We start from the raw sequence: 12,443 nt of genomic DNA, 5'->3' as shown, positions 1-12,443 counted from the left end.
AAGACACCCTTCTGATTCACCCTTTCACTTCTTGAACACGACCATGCCTAAAGGAGGTATGGTCATCGTTAATGAATGGTTCTGACTTTGGCAAGGCTCTCCGGTAGCATCGAGCCCGCCTAAGTTCCCGAACCCATCTCCGCCGTACTCCCCGGCGTCGCTGTTCAGCAGCTCCCGCCAGAACCCGCCCTCGGGCACGCCCACCCGGTAGTTGAACCTCGGCACCGGCGTGAAGTTGAGCACCACGAGCACCCGGTCGCGGTCCGACCTGCCTTTCCGGAGAAAACTGATCACGCTCGCTTCCTGGTCGCTGAAATCCACCCATTCGAACCCTGCGCCGTCGAAATCGAGTTCAAAGAGCGCCGGCTCGCTGCGGTACAGCCGGTTCAGGTCGCGCACCCATTGCCACAGGCCGTAGTGGGACTGGAACTGCAGGAGGTGCCATTCCACGCTCTGTTCATGGCTCCACTCGGCCCACTGACCGATCTCGCCGCCCATGAAGAGCAGCTTCTTTCCGGGGTGCATGAACTGGTAGCCGAACAGGAGCCGGAGATTGGCGATCTTCTGCCGGTGGTTGCCCGGCATCTTGCCGGCCAGAGCGCCCTTTCCGTACACCACCTCGTCGTGGGAAAGAGGCAGCATGAAGTTCTCGAAGAAGGCGTACCAGATGCTGAAGGTGATGTTGTTGTGATGGTATTTGCGAAAGATGGGGTCATTCTCAAAATAATCAAGCGTGTCGTGCATCCACCCCATGTTCCACTTCATGCCGAAGCCAAGGCCCCCCACATGGGCGGGCCGGGATACCATGGGCCATGACGTCGATTCCTCGGCAATGGTCTGGACATCGGGAAACGCGCGGTACACCTCGCGGTTCAGGCTCCGGAGAAAATCAATGGCATCGATGTTCTCCTTCCCGCCGTACTGGTTCGGGATCCACTCCCCATCCTTGCGCGCATAATCCAGGTACAACATGGATGCCACCGCATCGATCCTGAGGCCGTCGGCATGATACTTGTCGAGCCAAAAAAGGGCGCTGCTGATCAGGAAGTTGCGCACCTCGTAGCGGCCGTAATTGAAGATGTGGCTCGTCCATTCGGGGTGGAAGCCCTTCTTCGGGTCTTCGTGCTCGTAGAGGTGCGTGCCGTCGAAATAGACGAGCCCGTGGGCATCGCCCGGGAAGTGCGAAGGCACCCAGTCCAGGATCACACCGATCCCCTCCCGGTGCAGCCGTTCGATGAGGAACATGAAGTCCTGCGGCGTGCCGTACCTGCTCGTGGGCGCGAAAAAACCTGTAACCTGGTAACCCCAGGAGCCGTAGAACGGGTGCTCCATGACAGGCATGAACTCCACGTGCGTGAAACCCAGGTCCTTCAGGTACTCGGGGAGGTAGGCCGCCATCTCGCGGTAGGTGAGCGAACGGTTGTCCTGCTCCGGCACCCTGCGCCACGACCCGAAATGCAGCTCGTAGACCGAAAGGGGCGCCTGGAGCGAATTCCGCGCGTGCCGCTCAGCCATCCATCGGGCATCGTTCCATTCGAAACTCAGGTCCCAGACGACGGAGGATGTTCGCGGCGGGGTCTCCCAGGCGAAGGCGAAGGGGTCACCCTTGTCGCCTTGATGATGGTGATGCCGGGACACGATGTGATACTTGTACAATGCTCCCTGTCCCACGCCCGGGATGAACCCTTCCCAGATGCCCGAGCCGTCGCGGCGAACGCCCAGGTGATGGGAGTCGTTGTTCCACCCGTTGAAGTCGCCGATCACCGAGACCTTCGAGGCGTTCGGCGCCCAGACCCCGAACAGCGTGCCCGCCACGCCGTCAACGGCCATGGGATGGGAGCCGAGCTTCTCGTAGAGTCCGAAGTGGTTCCCCTCCCTGAAGAGATAGATGTCATGTTCGGTCAGAAGACTGATCCCGTGGACCGCGCCCTGCTGGTTCTTCTTCGTTTGCCTGGTTCCCATGCACCCTCCCTCGAGCCTTACGCTGCATAGTATAGCATAATCAAGTGAACATGACACTGCAACATGCACCGGCGCTGAAACGGGAGAGAGAGGAAGGGGAAGCGAAGGTCAGGGATGACGCATCGGAGAAGGGCCGTGGAGTGCGTTCGTTACAGGGTCATCAGGACCAGAGGATGGCTGTTCAGCTCCCGATAGATGGCGTCCAGCTGGTCCCTGCTGCGGGCCGTGAACGTCACCGTAAGGGAAAGATACTTATCGCCGCTGCTCAGACGACGGGTGCACGATGCCTCGTCATCGCCGAGATGGCTCCCGATGATAGACAGCGCGGCCGATGCAAAGGCTTCCGTATTGAACCCCATGACCTTGAGGGGAAAGGAACAGGGGAATCGCATGAGATTGTTCTTGTTCATCGCCAAACCAATGCCCGCTCCGACGTGAATTGCGTGAACCCCCGCCCTACCGTTCCCGCGGGATGCCCCACTTCTTGCGTTTTTCCCAGAGCGACTTCCGCGTGATGCCGAGCATGTCCGCGATCTGCTGTTCGTTGAACTCGCCCTGGCACTTCATGATGAGGGCCTTAGTATAGTCCTCGATGGAGAGCCTCTTCTCGAACACCTGGTGCGGGAACGACGCTGCCTCCCGCATCTCGCCGGGCAGGTGCTCCGGTCCGATCGTCGTGCCGTCGGAGATGAGGATGGCGCGCTCGATCACGTTCTGCAGCTCGCGCACATTCCCCGCCCATTCATATCCCATCATGATCTCCATGGCGTCCGGAGCGATATCCTTGATCTGCTTGCCCATCTCGTACGAGTATTTTTCAAGATAGTGCCGGGTCAGCGACCTGATGTCCTCCCTCCGTTCCCGCAGCGGCGCGATCTGGAGGGTGATCACGTTGATCCGGTAGAAGAGATCCTCGCGGAAGGTTCCCTGCTTCACCGCCGCCTTCAGGTCCTTGTTCGTTGCAGTGACGAACCGGATGTCCACCTTGCTGCCCTTCGTGCTGCCGACCGGCCGGATAATCTGGTCCTCGATGACCCGCAGCAGCTTCGCCTGGAGCGTCATGCTCATGTCGCCGATCTCGTCCAGGAACACCGTGCCGCCCTCCGCTTCCTCGAGGATTCCCTTCTTGGACGCTACGGCCCCCGTAAAGGCGCCGCGCACATGCCCGAACAACTCGGTCTCGAGCAGGTTTTCCGGGATCGCCGAACAGTTGATCGGCACGAAGGGCATGTCGCGCCGGGGGCTGTTGTGGTGGATGATCCTCGCGAACAGCTCTTTGCCGGTGCCCGTCTCGCCGAGCAGCAGGACATTGCTCTTCGTGTCCGTGATCTTCCGAACCTCGTTCAGGATCGCCTTGAGCGCGGGGCTCTCTCCGATGATGCTGCTGAAATCATAGCTCCTGGCGATCTCGCGCTTCAGCAGCACGTTCTCCGCCTGAAGGCTCTTCTGCCGGAGCGCATTCCGGACGATCTGCTTGATCTCCTCATGGATGATCGGCTTCATGATGTAATCGTACGCCCCGGCCCGGAGCGCCTTCACCGACGTGTCCAGCGAGGCGTAGGCGGTCACCACGATGAAGATCTGGTCCGGGATCTGTTCCCGCACCTTGTTCAGCATCTCGATCCCGTCCATCCCAGGCAGAATGATGTCCGAGATGATCACGTCGTACGCATTGGCATCGAGCAGCGCAAGCCCCTGCTCCGCCGACTCTGCTGCATCCACGGTGAAGCCTTCCTTGGTGAAGATGCGCTTGATCGATTCCCTCAGCGTCTCCTCATCCTCAACGATCAGTATGCTCTTGGACATGAAATCCTCTTTCGTCAGCAGATAGACCGCCGCATACAGCGCAGAGGAACATCGCAGATTGAAGAATATAAGTTCCGGCGGCTCGCTGCAACGAGGATCATTTCAATAATACGATGGGCTCTGATTCTCGATATGTTTGACAGCGAAGTGGCCCCTTTTTTTTATTTTACCATCTTCGACTTCCCCGGATCAATGCCTTCAGGTTTCGACCGGAAGTCTGATGATGAACTTCGTACCCCTGCCCTGTTCCGAGTCTACCTCGATCGTTCCGCCGTGGTCTTTGATGATGCTGTAGCAGATGGACAGTCCGAGGCCCGTTCCCTTGGTCGGCCCCTTCGTGCTGAAGAAGGGATCGAAGACCTTGTCCCGCACCCCGGGGTCGATGCCGCGTCCCGTGTCCGCGAACAGCATCTCCACGTGTCCGTCCGCCTGGTGGATCGCAATGTCCAGGCTTCCACCTTCGGGCATCGCGTCACGGGCATTCAGGACCAGGTTCAGGAAGACCTGCTGGATCTGGTCCGGGTCGATCTTGAGAGGCGGCGTGTCCTTTACGTCGGTGTGGATCCCGATCTTCTTGAAGTGCCGGTCGTAGCGAACGAGATTCAGGGTGTTCTCCAGGATTTCCCTGAGGCTCGTGGGAACCTTCTGACGCGGATAGAGTCGCGCAAAATCGCCCAGGCTCCGCACGATGCGAGCGATCCGGTGCACATGCTCGTTGACGGTTCCCAGGGACCCCTTGACGAAAGGCGTCACCTCCTCGGCCTGCATCTCCTGCACCAGTGACGAGATGGATGCCAGGGGGTTGCCGATCTCGTGCGCCACGCCGGCCGCGAGCCTGCCAACGCTCGCGTGCTTCGTTGCGCGAAATAATTCTTCCTCGATCTTCTTTTTCTCGGTGATGTCCTCGAGGACCAGCACGTAGCCCTTCTGCGCGCCCGTGAGCCTGTTGATCTGTCCCTTGAGGACGATGGGGGGGGCGAAGTTCCGCCGGCAGGTGATCTCCCCTTCCTGAAGCTCGGGCGTAAAGAGCCGTGGTTCGAGACACGTCAGCATGTCTTCGGCCGCGCTGTTCAGCGCGTCGGACTTCTCCACGCCGGTGATCATCTCCATGCCGTGGTTCCAGTATTTCACGCGCAGCGAGTCGTCCAGGGTCGCGACGCCGAGGGGAAGGCTCTCGATGATGCTCTCGCTGAATTCCTTCAACATGGCAAGCTGGCGGTTCGCTTCGGCCAGTTCTTCACGGGACAGGGTGAGGCTCCGCGAGATCTGGCGCACCGAGTCCGAAACGCGGATCGCATCCTCATGGGTCAGGACGGCCCGCTCCTGGAACACGAGCGCGCTGATGGTCGGCCCGAGCGCCCCCGACAGCGCCTGCTCGGCCTCCTGCCTCAGCATCAGCAGCCATTCCGTCGAGAGTGAGTCCCGTTCAAGACGGTGCCGCCTCAGGAACCCTTCGATCGTTTCGCGCGCCTCCCGGCTGCCGAGGTATTGGCCGAGGATGTCCTCGATCTCCTCGATCGTCGAGGGCCGCGGGTTGGTGAACTGCAGGGGAGAATAGGAGTCCACGAAGATAATTGCCTGGCTCATCTCGGCGTCGGACTGACGCGTAAAGAGAGATACCCCGACATAGAGCCCGACGTTCAGGAGCATTCCCCAGAACAGGGAGTGGCTCCACCGGTCGAGCCCCCGGAGTCCGAAGAGCGCCGTCGGGTTGAGGAGCTGCGAGTTGAATATGGCTTCCAGGAGACCGCCCGGCTCGATGATGCCGGCCCGCATCAGCGCCGGGATGAGCAGGGTATAGGTCCAGACCGCGAATCCGGCAAGGATCCCGGCGAACGCCCCTTTCCGGTTCCCGCCCTTCCAGTAGAGCCCCAGCAGGATGGACGGCGCGAAGATGGTGACGGCTTCGAAGGACTTGAGCCCGATGTCCACAAGGCTGTAGAATTCTCCGATCGAGACCGCGAACAGATAGCCGAGCAGGACGCAGCCGATGATGACAAGCCGCTTCGTGTTCAGGATCACGGCGTGAAAGTTCCTGATCGCGCTCAGGTTCCAGAGCGTGGGCACCACGAAGCTGTTCGTCACCATGGTCGAGAGGGCGACGGATTCGACAATGATCATGGCCGTTGCCGCCGAGAACCCGCCGATGAACACGGCGAGCGTGAGCAGCCTGTGCCCGTAGTGCATGGGGATGCTCAGCACGAAGTAGTCTGCGGGGGTTGCAATGCCATTGATGAGCAGGCCGCCGTACGCGATGGGAAGCACGAAGATGTTGATCAGGAAGAGGTAGAGCGGGAAGAGCCACATGGCCTTCCTGATGTGGTTCGCCGAATAGTTCTCGACGACGGCGACATGGAACTGGCGCGGCAGGAACAGGATGGCCATCATCGAGAGGAACGTGAGCGAGGTCCACTCGAGATAGCTGACCTCGGAGCCGGTGCCGATCTTCATGAGCGAAGCATACGGGCTCCCCTTGATCCTCGTGAAGATGTCGCCAAAGCCGTTGAAGAGGCCGTAGGTGACGAAGATCCCCGCGGCCAGAAAGACCACCAGCTTGATGGCCGACTCGAAGGCAATGGCAAAGACAAGCCCGCCGTGCCGCTCCGATGCGTCCAGCCGGCGCGCTCCGAACATGACCGCAAAGATGCCGATGAGCAGCGAGATAGACCAGCCGGCGAGCTGGCTCTCCTCGGGCCGGCCGGAAAGCATCGCGATGGTGGTCATCACGGCCTTGAGCTGGAGGCCGAGGTAAGGCGTGATCCCGATGACGGCAACGATCGTGACGAGCGTCGAGAGGGAAAGGGACTTGCCGTAGCGCGAGGCGATGAAGTCCGAGATGGTCGTGATGCGGTTCTCCCGGGCGAGATAGACGATCTTCCGGAGAACGATCCACCAGAGCGCCGCCATGAGCGTCGGGCCCACGTAAATGGCGAGAAAGCTCAGGCCGGTGCTCGCGGCCTTTCCCACGCTGCCATAGAAGGTCCAGGAGGTGCAGTAGACGGCCAGGGAAAGCGAATAAACGTAGGGATTGGAAACAAGGCTCTTTCCCCGCTGGTCCTTGCGCTCGGCAACATAGGCGACGCAGAACAGCAGGAGCAGATAGGAGAGTATGACCGCAAGTATCGTCCAGGGGGAAAACACTTAACTGCCGTCCTCACGCTTGGAAAGGATGCTGGTCACGAACAGAAGAGCGATGAACAGGATCCAGATGACGAACAGCGCAACGACCAGGTTGTCCCGGAACACACTCATGAGGGGCCAGCTGAAGAACAGGAGGCCGAGGGCAAACAGGAATATCCAGACGTCTCTTTTCATCGCAGGCTGCGCTCCTTGAAGAACCGGACCAGATGATGCATAGTAACATACTTCGGGGGCGAATGCCATATGGTCGAGCAGGGACCGCGGGGTCCGGAGGGCGTTCTTGAGGCGGCATGCACCGCTGGTGCCGGACGCGGGGAGATACAGGGGCCTTTGCAGCGGCGGCTACAGCCGCCTGATGACGCCGATCGCTTTCCCGAGAATGAGCAGCTCGCCCCGGTCGACGAAAAGAGGGCTCATGGCAATGTTCTCCGGCTGCAGACGGACGCGGTTCTTTTCAGCGAAGAAGCGCTTGACCGTCGCCTCCCCGTCCCACAGCGCCACGACGATCTCGCCGTCCCGCGCGGCGTTCTGCGCACGGACGATCAGCAGGTCGTTGTCCAGGATGTGGGCGTTCACCATGCTCTCGCCCTTCACACGGAGGGCGAAGATATTGTTTGCGCTCCTGAGAGCATAGAGAGAGAGGTCCACGACGACCTCGCCCTCCCGGTTCTCCGGCGACAGCACGGGCTGTCCGGCAGCCACCCTCCCCAGCAGGGGGATGGATACGGTCGTCCGGTCAGCGGGCCGCAGCAGAATGCCGCGTGACTTTCCCCGGTCCCGCCTGATGAGCCCGCGGGCCTCCAGCGCCGAGAGGTGGCCATCCACGCCGTTCGTTGAGCGGATGCCGAACTTTGCCCCGATCTCCCTGATCGTGGGCGGCATGCCCCGGCCTGCGATGGTCGTACGGATGAAGTCCAGGATGTCCTGCTGGCGTTTCGTTATCTTTTGAGGCATGGGATCCCCCAAAGCGGTATGCAGGGCAAGAGTGCGGGCAGGAAGTGCGATGATACGAATCCCGTCCCGATAAGTCCTGTTGCTTCGTACGGGAAACCGCAGCAGGACCAGCTTCAGTATAGTGAACTGATGTTCATGTGTCAAGACGAGAGATGAACGGGCAGGCTATGGAAGTCACTCGTTTGTCTGATACCTTTGGCGCAGGATGAAAGGCAGGGCGGGGTTCCGCTCCTCGACGATTTTCCCAATGGCGGAACAAGAATCATACGTCATGGGCCTTCTTGTTTCGGAGGAACTCGCCGAACCTCATGTCCACCTTCATGATGTGATCGACGATCCAGTCCACGACCACCTGATTGGTCGTTGCCGAGAGGTCATAGGACGCTCCGGAGATCCGGGGCTGCTCGGCCTGCTCCTTCAGCTCCTTCAAGGCCGCAAGGTACTTCTGGTGCTCCCGCAGCTGCTCCTCATAGCCTGGATACCCGGTTTCGCGCATGTGCTTTGCCTCATCGGCGAAGTGCACTCTGGCATAATCATCGAGAAACTTGAGCACACCGTCGATTTCCGATTTGCAGCGGTGCTCTCTTATGGCAAGGACCAGCCTGTTGATCCTCCTGAACAGCTCCCTGTGCTGGCTGTCGATCGTATCGATGCCGACTTCCAGCGTTTTGTTCCATTCCATGACAGCCCTCCCGACGTATCATCATGGATATTAACAATCGATGGTGCCCGTGTCAAGATGACAGAATGGCGCTTTCCTCCGTAATCAGTTTGACAGCCCGCGTTAAAAAAGTTACTCTTATACCATGAAAACCGCTGTAGAAATCTACAAGCTGCTTCCGAAAACGAACTGTGGAAAATGCGGGACGCCGACCTGCTTCGGCTTTGCCGCGAAACTTGCGACGCATCAGGCGAAGGCCGGCCAATGCGTGAACCTGAGCGAGAGTGCGAGTGCGATCCTTGAGAAGGAGCGGTCCGGCGGCCGGGATTCACCCGGCACAGTGTACGAACAGGCGCTGGAATCGCTTCGCCCGAAGGTACGAGGGCTCAACTTCGAGCGCGCCGGGCACCTGTTCGGGGCGCGGCTGGTCAATGCGGATACGATCGAGATCAGCTTCCTCAATGAGGCCTATCGCGTCACCAGGGATAAGGTGACCGATGCAGCGGGTCACGAGCCGCGGCCCTGGGTCTCGATCCTCATTTGTAACCACCTCTGCATGCCCGATCCGCCCGCCCCGCGTGGAGAATGGATAACCTTCGGCTCCGTGCCGGCCTCCCATGCAAAGGACAAGGCCTGGGCCGGACACGTGGAAGAGGTGATCGCTCAGCATTTTTCGGGAAACGTGAAGGCGCTTCATTCCGCCTGCCTGAAGCTGGGCGGAGTGCCTGCCGTGATCAAGGGCAGTCACGACGCGGCCTTCGAGTTCCGCTTCTTCCCCCACTACCCCGCGCTGCTCCTGTTCGATGACGCCGCTCCGGAAGAGGATTTTCCCGCGCAGTGCAAGCTCCTGCTGGACGTGACAGCACCGAGATATCTGGACATCGAATCGATGGTGGTGCTGGGGGAGGAGTTTGCGGGGAGATTGACGGGGGGATGAAGGCAGTGCGTAGGGAAACTCAAATCCATTGATGAAGCGCAGATTCCTGGGGTTTGCTGCCAGCCGGTACGATTGATTCCATCCAGTTGATCCAAATAATTCCTGCCACTGATTCCCGCAAACCTTTTACCCCCGTTAAAGGCGATGATGTTACAGTCCATACTGCTACCAGTAGATGAGCATCTCAAGGACGCTGTTGAACCTCGTCAGCTTTACCTACAATCAGGCACCCGTGACCGGTAATATGAGACAACAACTTTACGTACACCTTATATTATTTACAAATACTTTTGTGTTTGATAGAATTTGACTGGTATTTTTAATGAGTAAATGCTCGACGCTTTCCGTGTGGAGACTTTCATGCGTTTAAAGAACTTCAAAGCCTCGATTCTCCTCTTTGTGCTCTTGAGTTCCATCGCCGAAAGCAGCAGCGCCTCCAAATGGTTTTTAATCACACAGACCCAGGACATCAAAATATTTATCGATAGGGAGTCCCTGCGAATAAACGGACCCAAGATCAAGGTTTGGGAAAAGTGGGTATACACGAGACCCCAAGAAGTCCTAAGCTCTTCTCCAGAGAAGACATATAGCTCAGAGAAGATATTGGCAGTCTACCGTTGCGACGAAAGGGCCTCCGCCTTCCTCCAGATCAATGAATATGCCGATAGAGATGGTTCGTCAGAAATCGTGCAACATTTCTCATATCCTGATATTCCTTCGCTCTATACACAAATCGTACCTGACTCCCTTAATGAACATATCTTGGAGTTCATCTGCAGTATGAAAAAGTCGCCCAAACAGATATAACAGCGAACCGTTTAGGTTTGGGCTGCGTTCCTCAGCCCAAACCTTTACTTCGGCTTACACTCATCAAAGCACTGTTCAGACGTACGACTCGTGTATTCCCTGCATGCTTTGATACATGCGTCAATGGATGAAGCTGGTTTTTTCGTTTTTGAATCGGCGACTACTTTATCGTCCTTGAAATAAATAGCTCTTGTCTTGAAAAAATTCTCCCAGTATATCCACTTATTCAGTTGCAAGGACGGTGTTTTGTTCGCCGGCGGGTACCCATACGCCATAATTACCGCTGCCTTACTCATTCCGAAAGCAGTCTCTCCCGCCCTCACCATCTTTTGCTCCTCGTTCGTCAGTGAACTGAACGCTCCGCCTTCGGCCGTTGGGTCATTTTGAGAAAAGTATTGCTTAAACAAATCCCAGACGCTGGCACCCGCGGCGGCGTGTCTCGAAATGAAAACAATTTTATATGACTTGCCGCTCGAGTCATGAAACCGAATGCAATCTTGCCGTTGTTCCAGGTCCAGTGTGTTGATGACTGGTTTCGATCCATCCCGAACTTCGGTAATTTTTACTTTTGTGCCTATTGGTAAAAATTGACCCCTAAGGTAATTCGTCGACTCTATGTTACTTTGATTATCGAACCAAATGTTAGTAGTGGTGTAAAATATTTTTCCTTCGACATTTTCTGCAGGCTGCGCGGTAAGGGCCCAAAGCAGAACGCTTATAACATTCATAAGAATAAGAAGTCCGCGTCTCATTGATCGCCTCCTAAATCTAGAGTTGTTGGGTTCATTTCTCTGCATGTGTTTGTTCGGCATCACTCGTTTGCCATTTCAGCAGCAGTGGACTATTTTCAACCCGCAGACTGAGCCTATGGCTTCCCCGTTTTGAGATAGTTGACAATCTTATCCGCATGTTTCTGCATCAGTCTACGAGGAGAGATCAGAGAGCTTGAATATTTTGACTCGGCCTCGAACCTCGATAACACCGCCTGGGATATTGCATCTTTCACTACAATCGATGTCGAAATCCAATCCGTCCCCCCGATGGACCCTACCCCTAATTTCTCCCAACTCGGCCGCATTTATACTTGGTGACCACGATCGCAACTATCCTTGGCTCTCCGGAACCGCTCTGCGTGGTCAGCCCCGCTGCATCTAATTGATCGATGACTCTTTCACGCAAAATGGACAAAGCTTCCAGCGGTGCTTTTCCATTGTCAATGATTTGGTAAGTGAAATTGTGGCCTGGGTCGGCTTGGTATGGCTCTCTTATGTTGAGTGACATTTCTACACAGCCGATCAGTAGCTCACAGCAAAGCAACACGCCAGCAAGTGATACCAGTTTCATAAAATTGGTGACTCCTGTGATTGACTGGGGCAAGCCTCTGTAGGTCATACAACTAGTAATTGTCCAATTGAAAATCCCGCAGATGAAGCAACACTTACAGGAAGTATTTGTCGTCCAACAACTATATCATACTATCCACTATGCGACTAATTATTCCGTGGTCGTCCGGGCAATAGATGCCCCCCTCTGGAAGTTGTCGTTTCCCCGCCTTTCCCCACCTGATCCCTTCCGACTTCGGGAGATACATAGGGTAGATGCACAGGAGATCGGGAAACTAATATTCTATTATTTATGAAACCAGAAAGAAAACCCCAGCCTTTTGCGGCTGGGGATGAAGGGTTGGACGAGGCGAGAGGAGATTAAATCGCCCCTATGCTTCTTCTCACAGTTTCAACGGTCTGTAGCCCCTGCTTACTTCATTAATCTTTTGCGTGGCACTTGTTGCAGAGCGAGCGCTGGTAGGAAGCCAACGAAGCTTCCGACTTCTGATACATGCCCTGCTTGTACTCTGCCGCGGTGTAGCCGACTGAGTAGCTGGTGCCGGTGTTGTCCACGCCGGGATACAGGCTGTTGTACACGATGAACTCACCCTCGTTGCTCCACCGGGTCATTTCGGGGAACGCCGTTGCGTGGGCCCTGTGGCAGGACAGGCACATCACCTGCGACGTGCCGTTCATGCCGCCGAGCTGTGAATCATTGGTCTGGGCATGACCCTTCAGGGTCGCATAGTTGGCTGCGCTCATTGCCAGGCCTTCTTCGAAGGGAACCAGCGACAGGTAGGCGCTCGCTACGGTGCCGTTGAAGGTGCCCGACTTCACGTAGGTGTTGTAG

Annotated in this window: 12 protein-coding genes; 2 read left to right on the top strand and 10 right to left on the bottom strand. The window is 57.1% G+C overall.

What is annotated here, in order from left to right; all coding sequences use genetic code 11:
* Positions 1-24: 24 nt before the first annotated feature.
* The 7 genes from glgB to VL197_11145 all read right to left on the bottom strand — a co-directional run bounded on the left by glgB (position 25) and on the right by VL197_11145 (position 8,545).
* Positions 25-1,962 carry a 1,4-alpha-glucan branching protein GlgB gene (gene glgB / locus VL197_11175; GenBank protein ID HUJ18540.1) on the bottom strand — a complete coding sequence of 646 codons (1,938 nt, stop codon included), beginning with the start codon at positions 1,960-1,962 and terminating at the stop codon, positions 25-27.
* Positions 1,963-2,111: 149 nt separating this feature from the next.
* Complete coding sequence (locus VL197_11170; protein ID HUJ18539.1) at positions 2,112-2,372, bottom strand: DUF493 domain-containing protein; 261 nt, start codon at positions 2,370-2,372, stop codon at positions 2,112-2,114.
* A gap of 46 nt (positions 2,373-2,418) precedes the next feature.
* A complete protein-coding gene (locus VL197_11165; GenBank protein ID HUJ18538.1) occupies positions 2,419-3,768 on the bottom strand; it encodes a sigma-54 dependent transcriptional regulator in 1,350 nt (449 codons plus the stop codon).
* A gap of 198 nt (positions 3,769-3,966) precedes the next feature.
* Positions 3,967-6,909 carry an ATP-binding protein gene (locus VL197_11160; protein HUJ18537.1) on the bottom strand — a complete coding sequence of 981 codons (2,943 nt, stop codon included), beginning with the start codon at positions 6,907-6,909 and terminating at the stop codon, positions 3,967-3,969.
* Positions 6,910-7,083 (bottom strand): hypothetical protein, encoded by a 174-nt coding sequence (locus tag VL197_11155; protein ID HUJ18536.1) that lies wholly within the window; start codon positions 7,081-7,083, stop codon positions 6,910-6,912.
* Between the two features lie 168 nt (positions 7,084-7,251).
* Positions 7,252-7,863, bottom strand: coding sequence for a transcriptional repressor LexA (gene lexA / locus VL197_11150; GenBank protein HUJ18535.1), 612 nt, complete (start codon positions 7,861-7,863; stop codon positions 7,252-7,254).
* A gap of 262 nt (positions 7,864-8,125) precedes the next feature.
* Positions 8,126-8,545, bottom strand: coding sequence for a bacteriohemerythrin (locus VL197_11145; protein ID HUJ18534.1), 420 nt, complete (start codon positions 8,543-8,545; stop codon positions 8,126-8,128).
* Between the two features lie 124 nt (positions 8,546-8,669).
* On the opposite strand from VL197_11145, the gene VL197_11140 reads away from it, so the two are divergent.
* Positions 8,670-9,461: a DUF3786 domain-containing protein gene (locus VL197_11140; protein ID HUJ18533.1), complete on the top strand. Its 792-nt coding sequence runs from the start codon at positions 8,670-8,672 to the stop codon at positions 9,459-9,461.
* Between the two features lie 360 nt (positions 9,462-9,821).
* A complete protein-coding gene (locus VL197_11135; GenBank protein HUJ18532.1) occupies positions 9,822-10,268 on the top strand; it encodes a surface-adhesin E family protein in 447 nt (148 codons plus the stop codon).
* A gap of 44 nt (positions 10,269-10,312) precedes the next feature.
* On the opposite strand, the gene VL197_11130 is transcribed toward VL197_11135, so the two are convergent.
* The 3 genes from VL197_11130 to VL197_11120 all read right to left on the bottom strand — a co-directional run.
* Positions 10,313-11,020: a hypothetical protein gene (locus tag VL197_11130; GenBank protein HUJ18531.1), complete on the bottom strand. Its 708-nt coding sequence runs from the start codon at positions 11,018-11,020 to the stop codon at positions 10,313-10,315.
* A 301-nt stretch (positions 11,021-11,321) separates the two neighbouring features.
* Positions 11,322-11,612 carry a hypothetical protein gene (locus VL197_11125; protein HUJ18530.1) on the bottom strand — a complete coding sequence of 97 codons (291 nt, stop codon included), beginning with the start codon at positions 11,610-11,612 and terminating at the stop codon, positions 11,322-11,324.
* Positions 11,613-12,031: 419 nt separating this feature from the next.
* The coding region (locus VL197_11120) for a cytochrome C (protein ID HUJ18529.1) at positions 12,032-12,443 on the bottom strand (412 nt) is incomplete at its 5' end.

This window comes from Nitrospirota bacterium, assembly GCA_035516965.1.
GTDB lineage: Bacteria > Nitrospirota > UBA9217 > UBA9217 > UBA9217 > MHEA01.
The sequence above is the reverse complement of the archived record's forward strand: the minus strand, read 5'-3'. Positions and strand labels throughout refer to the sequence as shown.

Bases quoted from the DNA above. Each gene is read 5' to 3' on its own strand.
- glgB (HUJ18540.1), bottom strand. From the start codon at position 1,962: ATGGGAACCAGGCAAACGAAGAAGAACCAGCAGGGCGCGGTCCACGGG.
- VL197_11170 (HUJ18539.1), bottom strand. From the start codon at position 2,372: ATGAACAAGAACAATCTCATGCGATTCCCCTGTTCCTTTCCCCTCAAG.
- VL197_11165 (HUJ18538.1), bottom strand. From the start codon at position 3,768: ATGTCCAAGAGCATACTGATCGTTGAGGATGAGGAGACGCTGAGGGAA.
- VL197_11155 (HUJ18536.1), bottom strand. From the start codon at position 7,083: ATGAAAAGAGACGTCTGGATATTCCTGTTTGCCCTCGGCCTCCTGTTC.
- lexA (HUJ18535.1), bottom strand. From the start codon at position 7,863: ATGCCTCAAAAGATAACGAAACGCCAGCAGGACATCCTGGACTTCATC.
- VL197_11145 (HUJ18534.1), bottom strand. From the start codon at position 8,545: ATGGAATGGAACAAAACGCTGGAAGTCGGCATCGATACGATCGACAGC.
- VL197_11140 (HUJ18533.1), top strand. From the start codon at position 8,670: ATGAAAACCGCTGTAGAAATCTACAAGCTGCTTCCGAAAACGAACTGT.
- VL197_11135 (HUJ18532.1), top strand. From the start codon at position 9,822: ATGCGTTTAAAGAACTTCAAAGCCTCGATTCTCCTCTTTGTGCTCTTG.
- VL197_11130 (HUJ18531.1), bottom strand. From the start codon at position 11,020: ATGAGACGCGGACTTCTTATTCTTATGAATGTTATAAGCGTTCTGCTT.
- VL197_11125 (HUJ18530.1), bottom strand. From the start codon at position 11,612: ATGAAACTGGTATCACTTGCTGGCGTGTTGCTTTGCTGTGAGCTACTG.